The following is a 24,406-nucleotide window of genomic DNA, read 5'->3' on the forward strand; positions in this document are numbered from 1 at the left end:
TCCCCCGAGGCCGGTCTGTGCCGGTTCGCCCGTGACTACGGATGACAGCATGCCCACCGCCCTGTAGCCCTGCCAGTGGGGCGTTTACCTAAGGCTTTCTACGCGCTCGGGGCATACTGCTCCCATGAGCAAACTCTCTGATCTACGCAAAAGCTATGAGCTCGGCGAGCTCGACGAGACCCAGGTGGCGGACCGGCCGCTGGCCCAGTTCAAGCTGTGGCTGGAGCAGGCGCTGGCGGCCGAGCTGCCCGAGCCGAACGCGATGACGCTGGCCACGGTGGGCGCCGATGGCCGGCCGTCGACCCGCATCGTGCTGATCAAGGACTGTGACGAGCGCGGCATCGTCTGGTACACCAATTACGACAGCCGCAAGGGCCGCGAACTGGCCGCCCATCCCTTCGCGGCGCTGCAGTTCCACTGGGTGGAGCTGGAGCGGGTGGTGCGCATCGAGGGCCGGGTCGAGCGGGTCGACGCGGCCCAGTCCGATGCCTACTACCGCTCGCGCCCGCTCGACTCGCGCCTGGGCGCCTGGGCCTCGCCGCAAAGCCAGGTGATCAGCTCGCGGGCGGTGCTGGTGGCCAATGCGGCCAAGGCCGCCGTCCAGCATGGTCTGAACCCGGAACGCCCGCCGCACTGGGGCGGCTATCGCCTGGTGCCGGAGCGCTGGGAGTTCTGGCAGGGCCGCAAGTCGCGCCTGCATGACCGCATCAGCTACCGGCTCGGCGACACCGGCCAGTGGCTGCGCGAGCGGCTGGCGCCCTGAACGCGGCCCCTAACCAGCCTATCCGGCCTACTCGGCCGGCTGCGCGTCCAGCACCCGGTAGAACAGGCCGTAGGGATCGTTGCTGAGCACGGCCATCTGGCCCTCGACCGTGACCGGCTCCAGCGTGTAGCGCACCGGGGTCTTGCTGCGCACCTCGATCAGGCCTTCTGGGCCGGCCGGCACGCAAAACGAGCAGCTGGTCGGCACCGAAGACAGCAGGAAATGGCGCTGCTTGTCGCCCGGCTCCAGCGGCATCATGAAGCCCTGCACCTTGACCTTCTGCTTGTCCAGCGCCTGCACGCCGGCCGGGAAGCTGGGCACCAGCCGCTTTTTCTCGGCCTTGACGGTGACCGAGGACAGCAACGGCCAGGACACCACGCCCTCGCGCTCCTGCAAGGGCTTGATGGGGCTGCGCGGGTCGTGATAGCCGGGGCCCTGGCCCAGCGCAGTGGCGGCATTGCTCGATGGCTGTTGCTGAGCCTGCGCACCCAGGCTCAGGCAGGCCGCCAGCAACAACGGGACATGGCGCAACAGTCGTTCAATGTTCATGTTTCAACCCACAGTACTTGCCGATGGCCAGACCGCGGCAGGCGGCCAGCAGCGTCTTCTGGCAGCGTTCCTCGGTCTCGCCCGATTCCAGGCAGCGCGCCGCGTCCTCATGGGCCTTGGACATCGCACGGTGGCGTTCAATGTCCTTCTTCGCGTGCTCGCTGAGCGCGGGCTTGGCCGGCGCCGGCTTCGATTGTGCCTGGGCCGCGCCGCTGAGGCCGGCCGCCAGCCAGAAGGCCGCCAGCACGAGGTGCTTGTTATTCATCGCATTCCTTTGTTGCTCGGTTCAATGAGGGGCTTGCAGCAGCTCGGTCACATCCAGCTTGTAGGCCCGCCAGGCCGGCCAGGCCGCGCTGGCCAGGGCCAGCAGCAGGGCCAGCGCCGGCACCAGGGCCTCCCAGGCCGACCACCCACTGCCGCTGATGCGCAGCGACTGCTGCGACGCCAGCACCCAGCCTAGCAAGGCTGTCAAGCCATGGCCCAGGGCCAGGCCCAGAACGCTGGCCAGCAGCGCCAGCCACAGCCCCTCCAGGCTGACCAGGGCCGCGACCCGCCAGGCCGGCGCGCCCAGCATGCGCAGCATCGCCAGATCGCCCTGACGCTCACGCACCGCATGCAGCAGGGCGACAAAGACCGACAGCGCCGCCGCCAGCAGCAGCACCGCGCCAAAACCGCGCAACACCTCGGTGCCGACGCCCACCATGCGCAGCAGCCTGGCGGTCTCCAGCGCCGGCGCGGCAGCCTGCAGGCCGTCCTGGGCATTGACCCAGCGCGGCAGCGCGATCGCGGCCAGCGGGCTGCGGTAGCTGAGCAGGGCCATTGTGATCTCGCGCTCGGCCTCCAGCGCCGCACGGTCATCGGCATCGACCGCATGCATATCCTCATGCACCTGCCAGACCGAGGCCAGATCGGTCAGCACCAGCCGGTCCAGCACGCCGCCGGTCTCGGCCAGCAGGCCGACGACGGTGTAGCGATGCTCGCCGTGCTCATGGCCCTGCTCGCCCAGGCCATGGCTGCCGGCAAAGCGGTCGCCCAGCTTCAGCCCGGTGCGGCGCGCCGCCTCGGCACCCAGCACCGCCTGCAGCGGCTGCTGCCAGAGCCGCCCCGCAGCCAGCCGGGCCTGGTAGAGCTCGAGATAGTCGGGCGTGGTGCCGACGATGCGAAAGCCGCGCAGGCTGTCGCCCAGCGAGATCGGCACCGCGCGCGCCACCAGCGGCTGGGCGCGCAGCTCGTCCAGCGTGGCCAGCGGAATATTGCCGGTCGGCACATCGAGATGGAACACCCCGGCCAGCATGATCTGCATCGGGCTGCCCTTGGCGCCGACCACCAGATCGATGCCGGCCAGATCGCGCCGCACCCCGCCCTCGATCTGCTCGCTGACCAGCAGCACAAAGCTGATCGCCGCCAAGCCCAGGCTCAAGAGCAGCAGATTCAGCGCCGACACCAGCGGCCGCGCCCACAGATAGCGCCAGGCCAGGCTTGCCAGACTGTTCATCGCGCGGCCTCGTTCATCGCCATCAGTTTGGGCAGCCGCATGTCTTGCAGCTCGCCGCCCAGCGCTTGCGCCACCCGGCTGTCGTGGGTAGCCAGCACCAGGGTCGCGCCCTGCTCCCGTGCGGCCTGGCTCAGCAGGTTCAAAGCAGCGCCGGCACTCTCGTCATCGAGATTGGCGGTCGGTTCATCGGCCAGCAGCAGCTTGGGGCGGCGCAGCAGCGCGCGCGCCAGTGCCACCCGCTGGGCCTGGCCCAGGCTGAGCTGATGTGGCCGGCGCGGCGCCAGGGCCTGCAGTTCCAGGCACTGCAGCAGCTCGTCGATGCGGGCGTGATCCACGGGCAGGCCGGCACTCAGATAAGGCAAGGCCAGGTTGTCGCGCACCGTCAGCGCCGCGCTCAGGTGCAGGCGCTGTGGCACAAAACCGAGGCAGGCGCCGCGCCAGGCGTCGCGCTGGCGCGGGCTCAAGCGCCCCAGCTCGGCGCCGGCCATCTCCAGCCGGCCGGCGCTGGCGCTGAGCAGGCCGGCCATCAGGGCCAGCAGGGTGGACTTGCCGCTGCCCGAGGCGCCGCGCAGCAGCAGACCCTGGCCGGGTGGCAGACTGAGGTCGGCAAAGGCAATCTCCGGTCCCTGCGCATAGCGGTAGCGCAGGCCCTGCAGCACTATCATGGTCGCTCAGTCACTCTCGCACATGGCGCGCAAAGCTCGCCAGAAACTTGTCCACCTTGCCGGCGACGACGAAAGCGCAGTAGCCCTGCTCGGGGTTGCGGGCGTAGTAGTGCTGGTGATAGGCCTCGGCGGTGCTGTAGTTGCGCTCGGGCAGCAGCTCGGTGACGACCCGGCCCTGGTGGAAGGCCTGGATCTCGTCCAGCACCTCGCGCGCCACCGCCAGCTGCTCGGGACTGCGGTAGTAGATGCCCGAGCGGTACTGGGTGCCGACATCGGCTCCCTGCGCGTTCAAGGTGGTCGGGTCGTGGATGGTGAAGAAGATCTCGAGAATCTCGCGCAGCGAGATCAGCTGCGCATCGAAGCTGACCCGCACCACCTCGGCATGGCCGGTCCGGCCCGAGCAGACCTGCTCGTAGCTGGGGCGGTCGACATGCCCATTGCAGTAACCCGACTCCACCGCAGTCACGCCGCGCACACGCTCATACACCGCCTCCAGGCACCAGAAGCAGCCTCCGCCAAGGGTGATGGTGTCTGTGTGGCTCATGCTGTCATCGAAAGTGGGGCTGGGCTGGGGCCGCCAGCATAGCCCAGAGTCGCTCACTGCGTCGCCAGCGCCAGCTCCACATGCGGGGTCCAGGTCTTGCCCGCCTCGGCCGCGTGCAGCTTGGGCGAGGCCAGGAACAGCCGGGCGTTCGCCACGCCCTTGGCAATCAGCGCGTCGCGCACGACGACGGCGCGCTGCAGCGCCAGCTGGCGCAGCGCCTCCTCGCTGACCTCGTGGCTGGCCGCCAGCATGGCCTGCATCTCGGCCATCGGCACCTCCTTGAGCATGCCGACCAGATTGCGCGGCCGGTTCGGCAGGCTGCTGGCCTTGTAGACCACGCGCAGCAGGCGCTGGCGCTCGGCTTCGCTGAGCTGGAGGGCGCCGGCCTCGGCGGCCGCCTGGCCGCTGGCGTTCTGCTGGCGGCGCAGCTCGCGGCGGCGCTCGGCCAGCAGCGATTGTTCGACCTTGGCCGCCTGCACCGCCGCACGCTCGGCCGCCGGGTCGGCCCAACCGGTCAGCGTCAGATTGAGGCTGGGCCGATCGGCCAGCGCCTTAGCCAGCTTGTCCAGATTGGCCGGCGCGCTGTCGGCCAGGCCGGTGCTGCCGGGGAGGAACTCGGCCTGGCTCAGGTCGGTCGAGCCACCACCGGCCAGCAGCGAGAACGGCGAGGTCAGCGCCTTGCCCAGCAGATTGACGATGAGCCGGAAGATCAGGCCGCCGATGCTGAACTCGGGGTCATCCAGCGAGCCGCTGACCGGCAGGTTCAGATCGATCACGCCATTGCCGTCCTTCAGCAAGGCCACGGCCAGCAGCACCGGCAGCTTGGTGGCATCGGGGCTGTCGATACGCTCGCCAAAGGTCAGCTGGTTCAACACCAGCTGGTTGTCGGCCTGCAAGGCGCCGCCCGGCGCGATGCGGTAGTGCACGCGGGTCGAGAGCTTGCCGCGATCGATCGCATAGCCGGCGTATTTGCCGGCATAGGGCGACAGCGGCGCCAGCTCGATGTCGGTGGCGCTGGCCTGGATGTCCATCAGCAGCGGTGCACCGGCCGGATTCAGCTCGCCCTTGATCTCCAGCAGCCCGGTGCCGGCCACCTTGCCGCTCAGGTTCAGCGGCGCCATCTGCGTCTGGCCGCTGGCGAACGTACCGAGGCTGCCGCGCAGCTCGCTGAGCTTGGCGCTGTAATTGGGCTTGACGAAGCGGTCGCTGAAATCCACGCTGCCGCCGGCCAGCCGGGTCTGGCCGATCTGCAGTTGCAGACCCGGCCCGGCAGCGGGCGGGGCGGCAGCGGCAGGCTTGGGTGCACGTTCACCCAGATTGAAACGCCCCTGCTCATCGATGATCAGTCGGGCGTAGAAGTCGCTGAGGCTGGCCTCGCCGATATCGAGCTTCAGCGGGGTGGCGGGCCGCAGGTCCAGCTTGAGGCCGGCCAGATTCAGGGCCTGCCAGCTCAGCAGCTCTTCATCGATGCGGCGCGCACCATCGGCCTCGGTCCGGGTATGCAGCAGCCGCAGATCAGCCAGCAGCAGATCGCCCTGCGCCTGTGCCGCCAGACCCTGAGGGCCTTGCGCCAGCGCCAGCGTGCCGCGAAAACCCGCCTCGGCGCGGCGCAGATGCAGGCCCAGCGCCGGGTCCAGATAGGGGTCGAGCAGTTGCAGCGGCAATCGCTCGGCGCGCAGGTTGCCCCGCGCCGAGAGCTGCGGTGACAGCGCCAGCTCGCCCTCCCATTGCAGCTTGCCCAGCATGGCGGCCGCCGCGCCCCCGCTGCGGCGCTGTCCACCGGCAGGCCGGCCCAGCTGCGCCGACAGCTGCAGCGGCGAACGCGCCTGACCCAGCTTCTGCGCCCGCAGCCGCAGCTGTTCCAGCACCAGCAGATGGGGCTGGCCGGGCACGCCGGCCAGCGGCTGCACGGCCGCATCGGTAAAACGCAGCGCGCCGCCATCGATCGCCAACGCCGCCAACTGGGTCGACCAGGGCGCCCCCGGCTCTGCGGCCTTGGTCGGCATCAAGGCCAGCGCGCTCAGCACGCCATCGGCCGAGCGCTGCAGGGCCAGGCGCGGTTCGCGCAGGCTCAGCTGGCCCAGTGCCAGGCGGCGCGCCGCCGGCTCCAGCACCAGCTCATCCAGGCTCAGCTCCGCCATGCTGAGCAGTTCCTGCCGGCCGCTGCCGGCCAGCAGTTGCTGGGCCCGCAGCGCATCGAGCTTGATGCCCGTGAGCGTCAGCTTGGCGCGCTGCCCGGCATCGGCCACCAGGGGCTGGGCAAGATCGAGCCGCAACTGGCCCGCCAGGCGCCCCTGCATGACCAGCGGCAGCTCGGCCTGCAGATAGGGCGACAACCATTCGAGGGCCAGGTCTTGCCATTGGCCCGTCAGGCTCAGGGCCTCGGCCGTCAGCTCGCCGCTGCCGGACAGGGTGGCGGGCTTGCCACCCTTGAGCTTGTCCAGCTTGGCCTCGAAGCTCAGGCCGGTCTTGTCGCGCAAGGGCCAGCTCAGCGCGCTGAGCTTGAGCCCCAGATCGCTGAGGCCCAGCTCGGCCGCCGGTCGCAAGGAGTCGTCGCGCCAAGCCAGGCCGGCCTGGCGCAGCTCGAACTGCTTCAGCGCGAAACGCCAGGCGGACGGCGCGTCGGGCCCGGGCTTGGCCGGCGGCTCTGCGGCAAACTGCGGCAGCAACAGGCGGCCGGCGGCATCGCGCTGCAAGGCCAGCTTCGGCCCGGTCCAGACCAGCGTGTCGAGCAGCAGCTGCTTTTTCAGCGGCTGCACATCGCCCAGCCCCAGCTGCAGCCTGTCCCAGACCAGCCAGGACTTGTGCTCTCCCAGGGCCAGACCCACCTCGTCGACATCGATGCGGCCACCGAGCTTGAGTTCGGGCACCTGGCCCGGCGGCTGCGAAAACAGCAGCTGCAGCTCGGCGCTGAGCTGGCCGCGCTCGGGCCGCAGCGGCAGCTGCCGGGGCCAGTACGCCAGATACGGCGCCAGATCGAAACCCTTCAGGCTGAAGTCCAGCCGCGCCTGCCGCGTCTGCGCGAACGGCAGGGCCTGGGCCTTGGAACCGAAGGCCACACCATTGAGCCGACCCGACAGCCGCGGTTCGACACGGACCTCGACATGGGCATCGAGCAGGGACACAAAGGGCAGATCGATGCGCAGATCGCTCAGCTCGTGGCGCCGTCCCATCGGCTTGTCGTCCAGCAAGACCTGGCCCCCGGCGAGGCTGAGGTTGTAGAGCGCCAGGCTCGCCCCGCCCTCGGGCTCCGCCTTTGCCGCAGGCTGGCTCCAGCGCTTGAGCAGATCGTCGATGTCGTAGCGACCGTCGGCCACGCGGCTCAGGCGCAGCAGCGGGCGCTCGATGTGCAGCGAGTCCAGCACCGGGCTGCGATGCCAGAGCGAGCGCAGCGACAGCGTCGCCTCGGTGCTGGCAATCTCCAGCAAGGCCGCCTCGCCGGGCGCAGCGCCGGCCACCTGGACCCCTTCCAGCACCAGACCCAGGCGCCAGGGCTGGAATCGCGCCTTCTCTACGCGGACTTCGCGGCCGAGCGCCTGGCTGGCCAGACGCATGCCGGCACCCTCGACCCACCAGGGCACTGCCCACCAGGCCAGGCCGCACAGAACAAGAACGACGAGGACCGAGCCGGCCAGACGCCGCAACCAGGGACGAGCGATGAGGGATGACATGCGCGCCGATTATCGGGGCAGGCGCGGCAGGACATCAGCCGGTTTGCGGCATCATGCGCGACCATGAATGCCTTGCTCCAAGTCCTGCAGGATCTCAAGCCCCTTGTCCAGGTCCTGCTGCTGCCACCGGTGCCGCTGATGCTGGTTCTGGTGCTGGGCGCGGCGCTGCTGCGCCGGCATCGGCGTCTGGGCCGCGGCGTGTTCGTGCTGGGACTGCTGGGGCTGTGGTTCTCGTTCACCGAGGTCGCGGCCGATCAGTTGCAGCAATGGCTGTTGGGCGTGCCGGCAGCGCTGACAACGGCCCAAGTCGATGGCCTGCGTCACGGCGCGCCGCAGCACAGTGCCATTCTGGTGCTGGGTGCCGGCGTGCTGCAGATCGCACCCGAGTACGACGGGCCGACCCTGAAGCCGTTGACCCTGGAGCGCCTGCGCTACGGCGCCTGGCTGGCGCGGCGCAGCGGCCTGCCGCTGGCCTTCAGCGGTGGCGTGGGCTGGGGCGGCCGGCCGGGCGATATCGGCGAAGCGCCGGTGGTGCAAGCCGTTGCCAGGGACGAGTTCGGGATCGCGCTGCGGTGGGCCGAGGGGCGCGCACGCGATACCCGCGAGAACGCCGCGTTCAGCCTGCCGCTGCTGCTGCAGGCCGGCATCACCCGCGTGGTGCTGGTCACCCATGGTCACCACATGCCGCGTGCCGAGCGGGCTTTCCGCGAGGCGGCGGCCGGGCGCATCGAGCTGCTGCTCGCGCCGGTGGATGTGCGCGCCGACACCGCCTACCTGCCCAGCGAATGGGTGCCGTCCAGCGAAGGCTTCAGGCGGCTGCGCTATGTGGTCTACGAATGGCTGGGCCTGCTGGCCGGCAAATGAGCGCATGGCGCCCGAGATCTTGCGGACCTCGAAATTCTGCGACCCCAGAAAGACGGACCCCTCCCAAGCACGAGGCCGGGAGGGGTGGATGGCTGACGCCATCTTTGGGGCTCTGCAGCTATCTGCCGCAGGGCTCCTGGCGCGCAGAGACTGCGCCAGAGGGTGTACCTGTTAGACAGGCCTCACAACAGTAGGCGAGCAACGGTCGGGCTTCAAGCCTGGGGCGAACCCTAGGCTGTAAACAAACGTTGATAGAGCTCGCTCATGCGGCGATCCACCTCGGGTGTCATCGTGATGCTGCGGCCCCATTCACGACTCGTCTCACCGGGCCACTTGTTGGTGGCGTCCAGCCCCATCTTGCCGCCTAGGCCGCTGACCGGCGAAGCGAAGTCCAGATAGTCGATCGGCGTCTGCTCGACCAGGGTGGTGTCGCGCACCGGGTCCATGCGGGTGGTGATGGCCCAGATCACTTCCTTCCAGTCGCGGATATCGACATCGTCATCGACCACGACGATGAACTTCGTGTACATGAACTGGCGCAGAAAGCTCCATAAGCCGAACATCAGGCGCTTGGCATGGCCCGGATAGGCCTTCTTGATCGAGATCACGGCCATGCGATAGCTGCAGCCCTCGGGCGGCAGATAGAAGTCGACGATCTCGCTGAACTGCTTTTGCAGGATGGGCACAAAGACCTCGTTGAGCGCCACGCCGAGGATGGCCGGCTCGTCCGGCGGCTTGCCGGTATAGGTCGAGTGGTAGATCGGCTCGGGCCGCTGGGTCAGGCGCTGAACCTCGAAGACCGGGAACCAGTCCTGCTCGTTGTAATAGCCGGTGTGGTCGCCGAAGGGGCCCTCCAGCGCATGCAGATAGCCGCCCTTCTCCTTCAGCGGGATGCCGTCCTCGCTGAAGCCGGTGTAGCCAGCAGCGGCCACCGGGATATGGCCTTCCAGCACGATCTCGGCGCTGGCCGGCACCTGCAGCATGCGCCCCGCCTCGCCGACACCACTGTCCACCACCTCGGTGCGCGAGCCGCGCAGCAGGCCGGCGAACTGGTACTCGGACAGCGAATCGGGCACCGGCGTCACCGCGCCCAGGATGGTGGCCGGATCGGCCCCCAGGGCCACGGCAATCGGGAAGGGCTGGCCCGGGTTGGCCAGCGCGAAGTCGCGGAAATCTAGCGCGCCGCCGCGATGGGCCAGCCAGCGCATGATCAGCTGGCGCCGGCCGATCAGCTGCTGGCGGTAGATGCCCAGGTTCTGGCGCAGGCGCGGATTGGCGATGCTTTGCGGCCCGCGGGTCACGACCAGCCCCCAGGTGATCAGCGGCCCGATATCACCGGGCCAGCAGGTCTGGATCGGCAGCGACTTCAGATTGACACCCCCACCTAAAAACTCCTGCTCCTGGCATGGCGCGCGGCGCACGGTGCTGGGTTTCATGTCCCACAGGGACTTCAGCATCTGCAGCATGCGACCGGCGTCCTTCAGCCCCTTGGGCGGCTCCGGCTCCTTCAGACTGGCCAGGACATGGCCGACGTCGCGCAGCTCCTGCAGGCTTTGCGCGCCCATGCCCAGCGCCACCCGGCGGGTCGTGCCAAACAGATTGGTCAGCGCCGGGGTCTGGTAGCCGGCGGGCTTTTCAAACAGCAGCGCCGGCCCCTCGGCACGTAAAACTTTGTCACTGAGGGCCGTCACCTCAAGTAGGGGGGATACCGGCTCGCTGATGCGGCGCAGCTCGCCCATCCCCTCTAAACCGTGCAGAAAGTCGCGAAGATCTCGGTACTTCATAACCAATAGTAATTTAGCAAGAGGCCCATAAGCTTGACGGGTTATTTTTGATCCTTAGAATCCGCCTACCCTGATGACTTCAGGGTTAACCCGTGTCTTCGCCTTGGGACGGAGAAGACACCCCGCTGCCGATGGACCCGGCCCCGGAGTTCTACCACCTCGAGTGGCAGGGCTTCATGGGATGCCGGCCCATTATCACTGCCATGCGAGGCTGACCTGCCCCTAGCGGACCGGTCGGCCAGGTGTGGCGGAGAAGAAAAGGAGTCGCATGACAGCGCGTCGTGATTTGTTATCCCTCGCCCGCAGTGCCACTGCGGCCACATCCTTGTTCATCAAGGACATTGGCCACGGCCTGCTGGTGGTCAGCCACAACACCCTGGCCCTGGTCGGCCTGGCCGTGGTGGCTGTTTTGCTGATGTTCAGCAGCCAGGCGGATTTGCGCCACAAGCTCGAGACCGAGGCCTTTGGCTGGCTCAATGCCCGCCAGGAGGCCCGTGCCGAGGCCTCCGGTGACACCCTGACCGGCTTCAGCGAGCCCGATGCGCTGAGCCGCGCCACGGCCGCCGATCCCAAGGACCTGTCGCGTCAGCAGGCGGCAGTCGCCATGTGGCTGTCGCGTCGCTACCGCGTCGCGCCCGAGCCGATCAGCCGCCTGGTGCAGGAGGCCTGGACCGTGGGGCAACGCGCCCGCGTCGAGCCGACCCTGATCCTGGCCATCATGGCCATCGAGTCCGGCTTCAACCCTTTTGCCCAGAGCTCGGTCGGGGCCCAGGGCCTGATGCAGGTGCTGACCCGCGTGCATGACGACAAGTACGAGGCCTTTGGCGGCAATCTGGCCGCCTTCGACCCGATCACCAATCTGCGCGTCGGCGTGCAGGTGCTCAAGGAGTGCATCCAGCGTGCCGGCGGCATCGAGGAAGGGCTGCGCTACTACGTCGGCGCCGCCAATCTGCCCGACGATGCCGGCTATGCCAACAAGGTGCTGGCCGAGCATGAGCAGATGAAGTCGGTGATCGCCGGCCGGCCCTATGTGCCCGCGCCCAAGCCGATCCGCGAGGTCAACGGCACGCCTGCGCCGGCGCCCGCTGCGGCCGACCAGATCGCCCTGCTGAACTGAAACAGCTTTTGCTCGACGCCGGGCCTGCAGCCTCCGCTACACTGCAGGCTTCGCGCGACTGGCGATCAAGGTCACAGCCGTGACCCGAGGTGGTGGACCACCGGGGAGCGCGAACGGTCAAGGGTGAGCAACCCGGCCGCCATCAGCCGTTCGCCTGGGCAGCCACGCCGCGCCGTCGCTCAAGCGTCGGCGTGCGCCGTGACTCCAACCCTAGACCGCCACCATCCATCATGTTTGATCGCAACACCTCGACCCTCGCCCAAGTGGACCCCGATCTGTGGGCCGCCGTCCAGCAAGAGAACCAGCGCCAGGAAGATCACATCGAGCTGATCGCTTCCGAGAACTACACCTCGCCGGCCGTGATGCAGGCGCAGGGCAGCCAGCTGACCAACAAGTACGCCGAGGGCTATCCCGGCAAGCGCTACTACGGCGGCTGCGAGTATGTGGACGTGGTGGAGCAACTGGCCATCGACCGTCTGAAGCAGCTGTTCGGCGCCAACTTTGCCAATGTCCAGCCCAACTCGGGTTCGCAGGCCAACCAGGGCGTGTTCTTCGCGCTGCTGCAGCCCGGTGACACCATCATGGGCATGAGCCTGTCCGAGGGCGGCCACCTGACCCACGGCATGCCGCTGAACATGAGCGGCAAGTGGTTCAACGTGATCTCCTATGGCCTGAACGCCAAGGAAGAAATCGACTACGAGGCGATGGAAGCGCTGGCGCGCGAGAAGAAGCCCAAGCTGATCATCGCCGGCGCCTCGGCCTACAGCCTGCGCATCGACTTCGAGCGCTTCGGCAAGATCGCCAAGGAGATCGGCGCCTATTTCATGGTGGACATGGCCCACTATGCGGGCCTGATCGCCGCCGGCGTCTACCCGAACCCGGTGCCGCATGCCGATGTGGTGACCTCGACCACGCACAAGAGCCTGCGCGGCCCGCGCGGCGGCATCATCCTGATGAACGACGAGGCGATCGCCAAGAAGATCAATTCGGCGATCTTCCCCGGCATCCAGGGTGGCCCGCTGATGCATGTGATTGCCGGCAAGGCCGTGGCCTTCAAGGAAGCGCTGACGCCCGAGTTCAAGAGCTATCAGGCACAGGTGGTCAAGAACGCCAAGGTGCTGGCCGACACGCTGATCGAGCGCGGCCTGCGCATCGTCTCGGGCGGCACCGAAAGCCATGTGATGCTGGTGGATCTGCGCCCCAAGGGCCTGACCGGCAAGGAGGCCGAGGCCATCCTGGGCGCCGCCCACATGACCTGCAACAAGAACGGCATCCCGAACGACCCGCAAAAGCCGATGGTCACCAGCGGCATCCGTCTGGGCACGCCGGCGATGACCACGCGCGGCTTCAAGGAAGAACAGGTGCGCATCACCGCCCATCTGATCGCCGATGTGCTGGACAAGCCGCATGACGAGGCCAATCTGGCCGCCGTGCGCGAGAAGGTCGCGGCGCTGACGCGCGACTTCCCGGTCTACCGCTAAGCCGCCGCCCGCCGATGCGCTGCCCCTTCTGCTCCCATGCCGAAACCCAGGTGGTCGAAACCCGGGAGTCGGATGAAGGCGATGTGGTGCGGCGCCGGCGGCGCTGCCTGGGCTGCGACAAGCGCTTCACCACCTACGAGCGGGCCGAGATCGCAATGCCCGTGGTGGTCAAGAAGGACGGCACCCGGGCCGACTTCGACCCAGCCAAGCTGCGCGCCTCGATGCAGCTGGCGCTGCGCAAACGACCGGTCAGCATCGAGCAAGTCGATGCCGCGCTGGCCCGCATCGAGGAAAAGCTGCTGACCAGCGGCGCCCGCGAACTGCCGTCGACCAAGATGGGCGAACTGGTGATGCGCGAACTCAAGCGCATCGACAAGGTCGCCTATGTGCGCTTTGCCTCGGTCTACCGCAGCTTCGAGGATGTGGACGAGTTCCGGCAACTGATCCGCGATATCTGAGCCGCCCCTCCAAGGGGGGTGCCAGGCTCCCCCCTTGGCAGGACAGAAAGCGCCGGTGCGGCCCTCTAGATTGGATTCATGCCCGATGAATCCAGTCCGGAGCCGACCATGCCGCAAGCCCCTCACCCCTCGCATCACCTCCGCGGCCTCAGCCTGATCGAGGTCTGCGTCGTCTGCCTGATCCTGGCGGTGCTGCTGAGCCAGGCGATCCCGTCGATGCAAAGACTCAGGCTCGGCCAGCATGTCCGGGGCACCGCCCAGACCCTGATGACCGATCTGCAGCAGGCGCGCAGCGTCGCCGTGATTCAGGGCAAGGCCGTGCATATGCGCTTCAACGCGGGTGATGGCGGCAGTTGCTACATCGTCTACAGCGGCCCGAGCGACGGCTGCCACTGCGACAACGCGGGCCAGACCCGCTGCACCGATGCGGCTGCCCTGGCCAAGGTCGAATGGCTGCCCGCCAAGCAGGCCACGACGATACGCGCCAATGTCGAGAAACTCAGCTTCCAGGCCAGGCAAGGCGCGGTGACCAGCACCGGCAGCATCGACATTGCCGCGCCTGGCGGCCCCTCGATTCGCCATATCGTCGCGATCACCGGGCGTGTGCGCTCTTGCTCACCCGACGGCAGCGCGGGGCGCCTGCCGCGCTGCGCCGGCTGAACAGCCCCCTAACCCAAGGGCGCGTGGATCAACGGTCGGATATGGCCGACGAGCGGCCGACCCTGATCGAGAGTCGCTGCGCACCGCGTTCACATAATTTCCCATGGCCATGCGAACGCCCTCCGCGCCTCACGCTGCCGCCGGTCCGACGGGCGCGTATGGCTTCACGCTGGTCGAGCTGATGCTGGCGGTGGTGATCGTCGGCATCCTGGCAGCGGTCGCCCTGCCCTCCTTCCAGCAAATGGTGCAAAAAGGCCGGCGTGCCGACGCCGTGGCCACCTTGTCGGCGGTGCAGCAGGCACAGGAGCGCTGGCGCGCCAACCGGGCGACCTACACCGAAAAGCTCAGTGATCTGCAGTTCAGCAGCGATCAGTCGATCGACAAGCATTACGAGATCAAGATCGTGCTGGCGAACGACGGCGCTACCGGCTACACCATCGAGGCGAACGCGCTGGAGAACAGCCCGCAGGCCAAGGACAGCGCCTGTGCCAAGATGTCCATCACGATGAGCGGCGGCCAGATGCAGTACCTGCCCGCCACCGGTGGATGCTGGTCCAGATGAATGCCTCGCGCATCAAGGGCCTGTCCCTGATCGAACTGCTGGTGGTGGTCGCCGTGCTGGGCATCGTGCTGGCCGTGGCCACGCCCTCGCTGACCGATCTGATGAACAAGCGCCGGGTCCAGTTGATCGCCAATGAACTCAGCACCGACCTGGCCTACGCCCGCTCCGAGGGGGGCCTGCGCAACAAGCGCACAGGCATGACCTTCCGCAGCAGCGACACCATGTCTTGCTACACCATCCAGGTCTTCCTGGCCGCCCGTGGCTGCGACTGCACCAAGGGCGCGGGCGTCGCCTGCGATGGCAATATCGAGCTCCGCACCACCCAGATACCGTCCTTGACCGGGGTTTCTCTGGTCCTCGGCGATGCCTTCGTCGGCGAATTCAAGAACCTCGACTTCACCGCACCGCTGCGGATTGTCGAACCGGCCCCCTCGGCCATCCGCGTCGTCGGCAACCGGGGCTACATCCTGGAAGTCCGCATCAGCGTGCTGGGCCGGGTGCTGATCTGCTCGCCCGACGGCAAGTTTGGTGGAGTGCAGCCATGCTGAACCCATCGTCAAGCCGGCTCCAGCACGGTCTGAGCCTGATCGAAATGATGGTCGGCCTGACGGTCGGCATGATTGTTGTCGCCGGCGCCTCGCTAATGATGGTGGGCCAGTTGGAGGACCATCGCCGCCTGATGCTGGAAACCCAGGTGCAGCAGGACTTGCGGGCAGCGGCCGATCTGGTGCTGCGCGATATGCGCCGCGCCGGCTTCAACCGGCGTGCCGAAGACGGCGTCTCGGCGCCCGGCGCGGCGGCCAAGGCCAATCTCTATGCGATGGCGAGCCTGGACAAGGACGGGCAACTGCTCTACAGCTACAGCCGGGCCAAGGGCGAGGCCGACGAGGACGGTGAGGTCGCGAACAACGAGGAATTCGGCTACCGCGTTCGGTCCAAGGAGCTGCAATTCCGCCATGGCGGCAACTGGCAGCCGCTGACGGATCCCAGGACCCTGGAGATCACCAGCTTCGAACCGCAGCTGCTGGTGCAGCGCGTCAAGCTGGACGAGTTCTGCCAGCGCCCCTGCCCGGCCGGTGCCACCGACTGCCCGCCCAGCATGGAGGTCCGGGAACTGCGGCTGACCCTGAGCGGCAAGGCCGCGCATGACGCGCGGGTGGTGCGCAGCGTCACGGTCAGCACCCGGCTGCGCAATGACGCGATCGAGGGAGGCTGCTGATCATGCGCGGCACCGCCCCTCAGCGCGCGTTTGGTCAACAAGGCGCCGCCACTCTGGTGGTCGTGATGGTGCTGTTCTTCATCATGGCGATGATGGCGGCCTTCGCCAACCGCAATCTGGTGTTCGAGCAGCGCATCGCCAGCAACTACTACCGGGCCGGCCTCGCGCTGGAAACCGCCGAAGCCGGCGGCGAATGGGTGCTGAACGCGCTGAACGGCGTTTTCATCGATGCCAGTTGCAAGAACAGCGCCGCGATCGGCACGAGTTTCCGCGAGCGCTATCTGAACATTGACGCCGATCGCGCCATCAGCACCGACGAAGACAAGGACGCCAACTTCAACCCGCTCAATCCTGCGTCCGGCGACCCCTATGTGGCCGCCGGCATCAGCACCGAGGCCGCGGGCTGGTCCTACCAATGCCCGGTCGACGGCGTGCTGGCGTCGCCGGCGCCGGCCGCCGCCAATCGCTTGCAGCCGATGTTCGCGGTGCGCTTTCGGCCCCGCGACCGTGCCGGTGTCGTGAACGTGGAGGTGATCAGCTGCACCGACATCATCAAGAACTGCAACCGCCAGGCCTTTGCCGCCCGGGCCGATCTGGCCAAGACCGTGCTCATTTTTGATGCGGCCCTGGTCAGCGCCTTGAAAGTGCCGCCCGCCAGCCCGCTGACGGTGCGCGGCGCGGTCGACCTGGGGGCCATCGGGCTGGGCCTGCACAACACCGATCCGGCGCTCAGCGGCTTGCTGATGCAGGCCGGGCGGAGCTACCAGGGCAGCACCAGCCGGCTCAGCAGCGTGCCGGGCACGCCGGCGCGCGATGCGCTGGTCAGTGGTGACGAGACGCTGCGAAGCCGCGATGGCAAGCCGGTCGATATGTTCCAGCTGTTTTTTGGCATGTCACCGATGACTTACCGCCAGCAACCGGCGATGCGGGAGCTGATCTGTGCAGACGATTGCAGCGCCCAATTGCAGGAGGCTTATGCCAGCGGTCAGCGCATGCTCTGGGTCGAGGGTCCGGCCGAGATCCGCAGCAATATCACGCTGGGCACGGCAACCGACCCCTTCTTGCTGGTGGTCAACGGTGCCCTGACCCTGGATGGTCCGATGCTGCTGAACGGGCTGATCTATGCCCGCGGCAACACGTCCTGGAACAACACCGTCGGGGCCCAGCCGGCCGTGCTGACCGGCGCCTTGCTCAGCGACGGCGACCTGGTCGCCAGCGGCACGGCCGATATCGTCTATCACGCGGACCTGATCAACACGCTGAGCAACCGGCGCGGCAGCTTTGTCCGCGTGCCGGGCAGCTGGTCGGATGGCACGGAATGAAGCGCAGCCCACGCCCCTTCGGTCGCCCCGCCGATGCTCAAGCGGGCGTGACCCTGATCGAAGCCCTGGTGGCCTTGCTGATCATGTCCTTCGGCATGCTGGCCCTGGTCGGGCTGCAGGGCAATATGCGGCGCAGCGCCGATCTGGCCAAGCAGCGCAGTGAAGCGGTGCGCCTGGCTCAGCAAGACCTCGAAACCATCCGGTCCTTCTCCGAGCTGGTGCTTCCGGCGGAGGCGGCGGAGCATGTGCGCGCGTTCGCGCAGATCGCGGATCTCAAGCGCGTCGGCGCCGGTGACCCCGAAAGCAATGCGAGCTTCACGTTGAACCGGGTGCTGGCCCAGCGTCCCGGCGAGCCGCTGTCGGTGCAGGTCACGGTGAGCTGGGAGGATCGCGCGGGCGCGATACAGCAAGTGATCATGGGCAGCTTCATCACGCCGGCCGATCCACGGCTCAGCGGCTCGCTGGCCATCGCCCCCGAGGGCGACCCAAGCCGCCGCCCTTTGGGCCGTCACCTGACGATACCGCCAACGGCCAAGGACCTGGGCGATGGCCACAGCGTCTTCAAGCCGCCGGCCACCAGCAGCGGCGTGGCCTGGGTGTTCAACAACCTGACCGGCCGCATCGTCAAGCTGTGCCAATTGCCGGACCACGGGGTCGGCACGGACCAGATCACGCTGGAAGACGTTGCGGCCTACTGCAGCACGGTCTCGAACAGCTATCTGCTCAGCGGTGCGGTGCGCTTTTCGACCGGCGCCACCGCGAGTTCGGAGCAGGCGCTCAGCCCCGCCCTGCCGCTGAGCCTGGCCATCATCACGGCCGGCACGAGCAAGCCGCCCGCCCCGCCGCCGCACGACTGCTTCAGCAATGCCCCGCTGAGCGGGCCCGTCGAGATGCCCGAGGGCGTCGGCTACTACTGCGCGGTCTACCCCAATCTCGACGGTGGCGCATGGACCGGCCGCCTGATCCTGAACGGCATCGCACTCGGCCATGCCGGCTACCGCATCTGCCGCTACAGCGCCGATTACAACGGCGACGAGACGATCAGCAATGTCGAACACCCGCTGGACTATGTCGACGTCAATGGCTCGCTGACCCGGCAGAATTTCCTGGTCGTCGCCGGCAGCCAGTCCTGCCCGGCGGGGCGCTTGCCCAGCCCGGCCGATGGCCTGTTCTACGACAGCAAGACCGTCGTGCACCAGGAGAAGCTCTGAGCTCCGGGATGAACACCGGGACCCTGGCCGGCTAGACTGCCGCCATGCACAGCACCGCCCCTCACCGCAGCGACGAATCGGCCATGCGCCATGCCCTGGTCCTGGCCGAGCAGGCCATCGGCCTGAGCGACCCCAATCCGCGTGTCGGCTGCGTCATCACCGATGCCGAGGGCCGGGTGCTGGGCAGCGGTCATACCCAGGCCGCCGGCCAGGCCCATGCCGAGGTGATGGCGCTGCGCGACGCGCAGGCGCGCGGCGCCGATCTGCGCGGCGCCACCGCCTATGTGACGCTGGAGCCCTGCTCCCACCACGGCCGCACGCCGCCCTGCTGCGATGCCTTGATCGCCGCCGGGCTGAAGCGGGTGGTGGCGGCTATCGGCGACCCGAATCCGCTGGTGGCGGGCCAGGGCATGGCCCGGCTGCAGGCCGCCGGCATCGCGACCGAGTCCGGCCTGCTGGCCGAGGCCTCGCGCGAGCTCAATATCGGTTTTTTCTCGCGCATGCAGCGGGGCCGGCCCTTTGTACGGATGAAGGCCGCCGCCTCGCTGGACGGTCGCACCGCCCTGCCCGACGGCCAGAGCCAATGGATCACCAGCGAGGCGGCGCGCCGCGACGGCCACGCCTGGCGGCGCCGTGCCAATGCGCTGCTGACCGGCATCGGCACGGTGCGCGATGACGACCCGCGGCTCGATGTGCGCCTGGTCGAGACCGCGCTGCAGCCGCTGCGCGTGGTGGTCGACTCAAGGCTGGAGATCTCGCCGGCGGCGCGCTTGCTGCCGCCCCCCGGCCCGGTGCTGATCTACGCGGCCCAGGCCCATGACAAGCGTGAAGCGGCCCTGCGGGCGGCCGGGGCCGAGATCGTCTTCCTCCCCGATGCCCAGGGCAAGGTCGATCTGACGGCGCTGCTGCTCGATCTGGGCAAGCGCGGCATCAACGAGCTGCATATCGAGGCCGGCCACAAGCTCAATGGCTCGCTGGTCCGGGCCGGCCTGGTCGACGATTTCCTGATCTATCTGGCGCCCAAGCTGCTGGGCCAGGGCCGCGAGATCGCTGCCTTCGGCCCGCTGGCCAGCCTGGAGCAGGCGCTGCAGCTGGAATGGCGCGGGATCTCCCAGATCGGCCCCGACCTGCGCCTGCTGGCCCGCCCCAAAATCCTATAGAGCCCCGACTCGGGCAAAACCCTGCCCCGCCCGCCTACAATGCCGGCCATGCCGATATCTCCTGTTCCCGAGCTGGTCGCCGAGCTGGCGGCCGGCCGTATGGTCATTCTGGTCGACGAAGAAGACCGCGAAAACGAGGGCGACCTCGTGCTGGCGGCCGACCATGTGAGCCCCGAGGCGATCAACTTCATGGCCAAGTTCGGCCGTGGCCTGATCTGCCTGACCCTGACCAAGGAGCGCTGCGAACGCCTGCAGCTGCCGCCTATGGCCACCCGCAACGGCACCAAGCACGGCACGGCCTTCACCGTCTCGATCGAGGCCGCCACCGGTGTCACCACCGGCATCTCGGCCGCCGACCGGGCCCGCACCGTGCAGGCCGCCGTGGCCCGTCATGCCAGGGCCGAAGACCTGGTCCAGCCCGGCCATATCTTCCCGCTGCAGGCCCAGGACGGCGGCGTGCTGATGCGCGCCGGTCATACCGAGGCCGGCTGCGATCTGTCGCAGATGGCCGGTCTGAGCCCCAGCGCCGTGATCTGCGAGATCATGAAGGACGATGGCACGATGGCGCGCCTGCCCGACCTGGAGCTCTTCGCCCAGGAGCATGGCCTGAAGATCGGCACCATTGCCGACCTGATCGAGTACCGCAGCCGCAATGAGTCGCTGGTGCAGCGCGTCACCGAGCGCCGGTTGCAGACCGCGCAAGGCGAGTTCGCCTGCCATGTGTTCAGCGACCGCACCGGCGCCGTGCACATGGCCCTGGCCCACGGCGGCTGGACGCCCGAGGACGAGGTGCTGGTGCGCGTGCACGAGCCGCTGTCGGTGCTGGACCTGCTGGAAGCCGGCCCCTGCAGCCACTCCTGGCCCCTGCCCGCCGCGCTGGCCGAGATCCAGCGCAGCGGCCAGGGCGTCGCCGTGCTGCTGAACTGCGGCGAGGACAGCGAAGCCTTGCTGCAGCGCCTGCAGGACGCCCCCAGCACGCCGCCGCGCCGCATGATGGACCTGCGCACCTATGGCGTCGGCGCGCAAATCCTGCGCGAACTCGGCATCCACAAGATGAAGCTGCTCGGCAGCCCGCGCCGCATGCCCAGCATGACCGGTTACGGGCTGGAAGTGACCAGCTTCGTCGGCCCCAACACATAACAACAACAGAAAGAAGAACCAGATGCAAGCATCCGACAAGGGCCAGGCGGCCTCGCTCGACGGCCACGATCTGCGCATCGGCCTGGTGCAGGCCCGCTTCAACGATGCCATCACGAGCAAGCTGGCGCAGACCTGTGTGGCCGAGTTGCTGGCCCTGGGCGTGGCCGAGGACCATATCCGCCACGTCACCGTGCCCGGTGCGCTGGAGGTGCCGGTGGCCCTGCATGCGATGGCCGAGAGCGAGGACTATGACGCGCTGATCGCCATCGGCTGCATCATCCGCGGCGAAACCTACCACTTCGAGCTGGTCGCCAACGAGAGCGGCGCCGGCGTGACCCGGGTCTCGCTGGACTACCAGGTGCCGGTGGCCAATGCCATCCTGACGGTCGAGAACGAGGCCCAGGCCTGGGTGCGTGCCGAGGAAAAAGGCAGCGATGCCGCCCGCGTTGCGGTCGAGATGGCCAATTTGATGGAAGCACTGCGCTGATGTCCGACGACAAGAAGACCCCGACGGTCACCACTGCGGCGGTGAAGAAGAAGGCGCCCGCCAAGTCGGCCCGCCGCCGCTCACGCGAGGCCGCTTTGCAAGGCCTCTACCAATGGCTGGTGTCCGGCGAGGACGGCGCGGTGATCGAGGCCCATCTGCGTGAGCAGGACGGTTTCGGCAAGCTCGACAAGCCGCATTTCGAGGCTCTGCTGCATGGCTGCATCCAGGAGGCCGCCGATCTGGACGGCGTGCTGGCCAGGCATGTGGACCGCAAGACCACCGAGCTGTCGCCGATCGAGCATGGCGTGCTGATGATCGGTGCCTACGAGCTCAAGCACTGCGTCGACATCCCCTACAAGGTGGCGATCAATGAGGCGGTCGAACTGGCCAAGTCCTTTGGCGGCACCGACGGCCACAAGTATGTGAACGGCGTGCTCGACCGCGCCGCCGGCGATCTGCGGCCCACCGAGGTGCAGGCCGGTCGCGGCGGCCGCTGAACCCGGCTTGACGCGCCCATGAAGCTGGCCGGTCGGCTCGACCATATCGAGCCTTTCTACGTGATGGAATGCGCCAAGGCCGCTGCCGAGATCGCGCGCAGCCCAGCCTGCGACCCGGCCCGGGGCGGCCGGCCGATGATCTATCTGAACATCGGCGAGCCCGACTTCACCGCGCCGCCGGCCGTGCAGGCCGCAGCGAGCGCCTGTGTCGAGGGCGGCCGCACCCAGTACACGCCGGCCACCGGCCTGCCGGCGCTGCGTGAGGCACTGAGCCGCTGGTACCGCGAGCGCTTCGCGCTGGACATCGCGCCCGAGCGCATCGTGATCACCGCCGGCGCCTCGGCCGCGCTGCAGCTGGCCTGCCTGGCCCTGTTCGAGCGCGGCGACCAGGTGCTGATGCCCGACCCCTGCTACCCCTGCAACCGCCATTTCGTCGCGGCTGCGGATGCCGAGGCCGTGCTGCTGGCCGCCGGTCCCAAGCAGCGCTTCCAGCTCAGCGCCGCGCAGATCGAGCAGGCCTGGACCGCGCACACCCGCGGCGTGCTGCTGGCCTCGCCCAGCAACCCGACGGGCACCTCGATAGAACCCGAGGAGATGCAGGCCATCGTGCAGGCGGTGCGTGCGCGCGGCGGCGTCAGCATCGTCGACGAGATCTATCTGGGCCTCAGCTATGAGGAGCGCTTCGGCCACAGCGTGCTGGCTTGGTGTGGGGATCAGGGCGATGATGTGATCTCGGTCAACAGCTTCTCGAAGTACTTCGGCATGACCGGCTGGCGCCTGGGCTGGCTGGTGCTGCCACCGGCCCTGGTGGCGCCGATCGAGAAGCTGGCGCAAAACCTCTTCATCTGCGCCTCCAGTGTGGCTCAGCATGCCGCGCTGGCCTGCTTCGAGCCGGCCGTGATCGCCGAGTTCGAGCGCCGCCGCGCCGAGTTCCGCGCCCGTCGCGATTTCATCGTGCCGGCGCTGCAGCAGCTCGGCTTCAAGGTGCCTGTGCTGCCCGATGGCGCCTTCTATGTCTGGATGGACTGCTCGGCCTTCTCCGACAGCAGCTGGGACTTCTGCTTCGAGATGATGGCCCAGGCCCATGTGGCGCTGACCCCGGGCCGCGACTTCGGCAAGCTCGGCGCCGAGCGCTGGGTGCGGCTGTCCTTTGCCAGCAGCCTCGACGATTTGCAGCAGGCCGTCGCCCGGCTGGCCCAAGTCTTGAAAGCATGATGAGCGATTTCGAGCACGGGCTGCGGGTCTACTGGGAAGACACCGATGCCGGCGGCGTGGTGTTCTATGCCAACTATCTGAAGTTCTTCGAGCGCGCTCGCACCGAGTGGCTGCGTGCGCTGGGCTTCGAGCAGGAGCGCATGCGCCACGAAGAAGGCGTGATGTTCATCGTCAGCGCTACCTCGCTGCGCTATCTGAGCCCGGCGCGGCTGGACGATTTTTTACATGTCTCGGTGGCCTTGCGCGAGCGCGGCCGTGTCAGCATGACGCTTCATCAGCAGGCCCGGCGCGGTGACGTGCTGCTGGCCGAGGGCGAGATCCGCATCGGCTGCGTCGGTGCCCGAGACTTCAAACCGAGCCGCATCCCGGCCTCCATCCAACAAGCGCTGGATTCCCTGAACCCACCATGAATCAAGACCTGTCCATTGTTGCCCTGATCATGCACGCCAGCCTGCCCGTGCAGCTGGTGATCGTCGGCCTGCTGGCGATGTCGCTGGCCAGCTGGAGCGTGATCTTCAACAAGTTCTTCGCGCTCTCGCGCATCAAGGCCGGCAATGAGGGCTTCGAGTCCGAGTTCTGGTCCGGCAAGAACCTCAACGAGCTCTACAACAGTGTCAATGGCCGTCATGGCGGCGCGCCGCTGGAGCGCATCTTCGCGGCCGGCATGCGCGAGTTCCTGAAGCTGCGCGAACGCCGTGTCGCCGAACCGACTGCCCTACTCGACGGCGCGCGCCGCGCGATGCGCGCGAGCTACCAGCGCGAGCTCGACGCGATGGAGAGCCATCTGTCCTTCCTCGCCTCGGTCGGCTCGGTCTCGCCCTATATCGGCCTGTTCGGCACCATCTGGGGCATCATGCACGCCTTCGTCGGCCTGTCGAACCTGCAGCAGGTGACGCTGGCCACCGTGGCGCCGGGCATTGCCGAGGCCCTGGTGGCCACCGCGATCGGCCTGTTCGCCGCCATCCCTGCGGTGCTGGCCTACAACCGATTCGCCCGCCAGATCGACCGCAGCGCGATCACCTTGGAGACCTTCATCGAAGAGTTCTCCAACATCCTGCAGCGCAATGCCGGTGCGCCCGCCGGCCATCACGGGGCCGATTGAGATGGCCGCCATCAGCTCCCGCAGCGGCTCGCGCCGCCGCACCATCAACGAGATCAATATGGTGCCCTTCATCGATGTGATGCTGGTGCTGCTGATCATCTTCATGGTCAGCGCGCCGCTGATCACGACCGGTCTCGTGGATCTGCCCAGCGTCGGCAAGAGCCGTCAGCAACCCGATCAGGTGATCCATGTGATCGTCGGCGCCGACGAGAAGCTCAAGCTCAAGATCGACAAGGACGAGCCGCAGGACCTCGTTCTCAACCGTCTGGCCGAGCGCGTCAAGCAGGCCCAGGCCGGCAAGGAGAACAGCCCAGTCGTGATCTCGGCCGACAAGGCCGTCAAGTACGAGGCCGTCGTCAAGGTGATGGATGTGCTGCAAAGCGCCGGCATCCAGAAGGTCGGCCTGGCCGTCAAGAGCGGCGCAGCCAGCAACTGAGACA

At 67.9% G+C, this 24,406-nt stretch carries 26 protein-coding genes and 1 riboswitch; of the genes, 19 read left to right on the forward strand and 7 right to left on the reverse strand.

Annotated elements, in window-relative coordinates; genetic code table 11:
* The first annotated feature begins 124 nt into the window (after window positions 1–124).
* Complete coding sequence (pdxH, locus tag O5M90_RS03215; RefSeq protein WP_262972846.1) at window positions 125–763, forward strand: pyridoxamine 5'-phosphate oxidase; 639 nt, start codon at window positions 125–127, stop codon at window positions 761–763.
* A 27-nt stretch (window positions 764–790) separates the two neighbouring features.
* Here the strand turns inward: pdxH and O5M90_RS03220 are convergent, their stop codons facing one another.
* Genes O5M90_RS03220 through O5M90_RS03245 form a run of 6 tightly spaced genes read right to left on the reverse strand, consistent with a single transcriptional unit; the run spans window position 791 to window position 7,687 of the window.
* Window positions 791–1,312 (reverse strand): DUF3299 domain-containing protein, encoded by a 522-nt coding sequence (locus O5M90_RS03220; protein WP_269841458.1) that lies wholly within the window; start codon window positions 1,310–1,312, stop codon window positions 791–793.
* The gene (locus O5M90_RS03225) at window positions 1,302–1,577 is read right to left on the reverse strand and encodes a hypothetical protein (protein ID WP_269841457.1); all 276 of its coding nucleotides are present in this window, start codon (window positions 1,575–1,577) and stop codon (window positions 1,302–1,304) included. The genes O5M90_RS03220 and O5M90_RS03225 overlap by 11 nt, the downstream gene beginning before the upstream one ends.
* A gap of 21 nt (window positions 1,578–1,598) precedes the next feature.
* Window positions 1,599–2,807, reverse strand: a complete 1,209-nt coding sequence (locus O5M90_RS03230) for an ABC transporter permease (RefSeq protein WP_440401809.1) — start codon at window positions 2,805–2,807, stop codon at window positions 1,599–1,601.
* Window positions 2,804–3,472, reverse strand: coding sequence for an ABC transporter ATP-binding protein (locus O5M90_RS03235; RefSeq protein WP_269841455.1), 669 nt, complete (start codon window positions 3,470–3,472; stop codon window positions 2,804–2,806). Before O5M90_RS03235 ends, O5M90_RS03230 begins: the two co-directional genes overlap by 4 nt.
* 10 nt (window positions 3,473–3,482) lie before the next feature.
* Window positions 3,483–4,016, reverse strand: coding sequence for a peptide-methionine (S)-S-oxide reductase MsrA (gene msrA, locus O5M90_RS03240; RefSeq protein WP_137943476.1), 534 nt, complete (start codon window positions 4,014–4,016; stop codon window positions 3,483–3,485).
* 53 nt (window positions 4,017–4,069) lie between these two features.
* Entirely contained in the window at window positions 4,070–7,687 is a 3,618-nt protein-coding gene (locus tag O5M90_RS03245; RefSeq protein WP_269841454.1) for a DUF748 domain-containing protein, read from the reverse strand.
* A gap of 63 nt (window positions 7,688–7,750) precedes the next feature.
* Between O5M90_RS03245 and O5M90_RS03250 the strand changes: the two genes are divergently transcribed.
* Window positions 7,751–8,551, forward strand: coding sequence for a YdcF family protein (locus tag O5M90_RS03250; RefSeq protein WP_269841453.1), 801 nt, complete (start codon window positions 7,751–7,753; stop codon window positions 8,549–8,551).
* Between the two features lie 230 nt (window positions 8,552–8,781).
* Here O5M90_RS03250 and O5M90_RS03255 read toward each other — a convergent pair whose 3' ends face one another.
* Window positions 8,782–10,335 carry a UbiD family decarboxylase gene (locus tag O5M90_RS03255; protein WP_269841452.1) on the reverse strand — a complete coding sequence of 518 codons (1,554 nt, stop codon included), beginning with the start codon at window positions 10,333–10,335 and terminating at the stop codon, window positions 8,782–8,784.
* A 268-nt stretch (window positions 10,336–10,603) separates the two neighbouring features.
* On the opposite strand from O5M90_RS03255, the gene O5M90_RS03260 reads away from it, so the two are divergent.
* The 17 genes from O5M90_RS03260 (at window position 10,604) to tolR (ending at window position 24,402) form a co-directional block, all read left to right on the forward strand.
* Window positions 10,604–11,452, forward strand: a complete 849-nt coding sequence (locus tag O5M90_RS03260) for a lytic transglycosylase domain-containing protein (RefSeq protein ID WP_269841451.1) — start codon at window positions 10,604–10,606, stop codon at window positions 11,450–11,452.
* A gap of 44 nt (window positions 11,453–11,496) precedes the next feature.
* A riboswitch (ZMP/ZTP riboswitch) is annotated at window positions 11,497–11,619 on the forward strand.
* A gap of 63 nt (window positions 11,620–11,682) precedes the next feature.
* Window positions 11,683–12,933: a serine hydroxymethyltransferase gene (glyA, locus tag O5M90_RS03265; protein ID WP_137943481.1), complete on the forward strand. Its 1,251-nt coding sequence runs from the start codon at window positions 11,683–11,685 to the stop codon at window positions 12,931–12,933.
* Between the two features lie 14 nt (window positions 12,934–12,947).
* Window positions 12,948–13,391, forward strand: coding sequence for a transcriptional regulator NrdR (nrdR, locus tag O5M90_RS03270; protein WP_137943482.1), 444 nt, complete (start codon window positions 12,948–12,950; stop codon window positions 13,389–13,391).
* Between the two features lie 108 nt (window positions 13,392–13,499).
* A complete protein-coding gene (locus tag O5M90_RS03275) occupies window positions 13,500–14,051 on the forward strand; it encodes a GspH/FimT family pseudopilin (protein ID WP_171018298.1) in 552 nt (183 codons plus the stop codon).
* 109 nt (window positions 14,052–14,160) lie between these two features.
* Window positions 14,161–14,613 (forward strand): type IV pilin protein, encoded by a 453-nt coding sequence (locus O5M90_RS03280; RefSeq protein ID WP_440401810.1) that lies wholly within the window; start codon window positions 14,161–14,163, stop codon window positions 14,611–14,613.
* Window positions 14,598–15,161, forward strand: a complete 564-nt coding sequence (locus O5M90_RS03285; RefSeq protein WP_137943485.1) for a pilus assembly FimT family protein — start codon at window positions 14,598–14,600, stop codon at window positions 15,159–15,161. Before O5M90_RS03280 ends, O5M90_RS03285 begins: the two co-directional genes overlap by 16 nt.
* Window positions 15,155–15,832 (forward strand): prepilin-type N-terminal cleavage/methylation domain-containing protein, encoded by a 678-nt coding sequence (locus tag O5M90_RS03290; RefSeq protein ID WP_269841449.1) that lies wholly within the window; start codon window positions 15,155–15,157, stop codon window positions 15,830–15,832. The genes O5M90_RS03285 and O5M90_RS03290 overlap by 7 nt, the downstream gene beginning before the upstream one ends.
* 2 nt (window positions 15,833–15,834) lie before the next feature.
* On the forward strand, window positions 15,835–17,154 hold the full coding sequence (locus tag O5M90_RS03295; RefSeq protein ID WP_269841448.1) for a pilus assembly PilX family protein: 1,320 nt from the start codon (window positions 15,835–15,837) through the stop codon (window positions 17,152–17,154).
* On the forward strand, window positions 17,151–18,365 hold the full coding sequence (locus O5M90_RS03300) for a type IV pilus modification PilV family protein (RefSeq protein ID WP_269841447.1): 1,215 nt from the start codon (window positions 17,151–17,153) through the stop codon (window positions 18,363–18,365). The genes O5M90_RS03295 and O5M90_RS03300 overlap by 4 nt, the downstream gene beginning before the upstream one ends.
* A gap of 44 nt (window positions 18,366–18,409) precedes the next feature.
* Complete coding sequence (gene ribD / locus O5M90_RS03305) at window positions 18,410–19,525, forward strand: bifunctional diaminohydroxyphosphoribosylaminopyrimidine deaminase/5-amino-6-(5-phosphoribosylamino)uracil reductase RibD (RefSeq protein ID WP_440401811.1); 1,116 nt, start codon at window positions 18,410–18,412, stop codon at window positions 19,523–19,525.
* A gap of 48 nt (window positions 19,526–19,573) precedes the next feature.
* Entirely contained in the window at window positions 19,574–20,665 is a 1,092-nt protein-coding gene (ribBA, locus tag O5M90_RS03310) for a bifunctional 3,4-dihydroxy-2-butanone-4-phosphate synthase/GTP cyclohydrolase II (RefSeq protein WP_269841446.1), read from the forward strand.
* A gap of 22 nt (window positions 20,666–20,687) precedes the next feature.
* Entirely contained in the window at window positions 20,688–21,152 is a 465-nt protein-coding gene (gene ribH / locus O5M90_RS03315; protein ID WP_137943490.1) for a 6,7-dimethyl-8-ribityllumazine synthase, read from the forward strand.
* The gene (nusB, locus tag O5M90_RS03320; RefSeq protein ID WP_137943491.1) at window positions 21,152–21,649 is read left to right on the forward strand and encodes a transcription antitermination factor NusB; all 498 of its coding nucleotides are present in this window, start codon (window positions 21,152–21,154) and stop codon (window positions 21,647–21,649) included. Before ribH ends, nusB begins: the two co-directional genes overlap by 1 nt.
* An 18-nt stretch (window positions 21,650–21,667) precedes the next feature.
* Window positions 21,668–22,864: a pyridoxal phosphate-dependent aminotransferase gene (locus tag O5M90_RS03325; protein ID WP_269841445.1), complete on the forward strand. Its 1,197-nt coding sequence runs from the start codon at window positions 21,668–21,670 to the stop codon at window positions 22,862–22,864.
* Complete coding sequence (gene ybgC, locus O5M90_RS03330; RefSeq protein WP_269841803.1) at window positions 22,864–23,274, forward strand: tol-pal system-associated acyl-CoA thioesterase; 411 nt, start codon at window positions 22,864–22,866, stop codon at window positions 23,272–23,274. Before O5M90_RS03325 ends, ybgC begins: the two co-directional genes overlap by 1 nt.
* Window positions 23,271–23,966 carry a protein TolQ gene (gene tolQ, locus O5M90_RS03335; RefSeq protein ID WP_269841444.1) on the forward strand — a complete coding sequence of 232 codons (696 nt, stop codon included), beginning with the start codon at window positions 23,271–23,273 and terminating at the stop codon, window positions 23,964–23,966. Before ybgC ends, tolQ begins: the two co-directional genes overlap by 4 nt.
* 1 nt (window position 23,967) lies before the next feature.
* A complete protein-coding gene (tolR, locus tag O5M90_RS03340) occupies window positions 23,968–24,402 on the forward strand; it encodes a protein TolR (RefSeq protein WP_137943494.1) in 435 nt (144 codons plus the stop codon).
* The last annotated feature ends 4 nt before the right edge of the window (window positions 24,403–24,406 follow it).

Origin of the sequence: Paucibacter sp. M5-1, from assembly GCF_027498415.2 — a bacterium.
In the GTDB taxonomy this organism is placed as follows: Bacteria; Pseudomonadota; Gammaproteobacteria; order Burkholderiales; family Burkholderiaceae_C; genus Roseateles_E.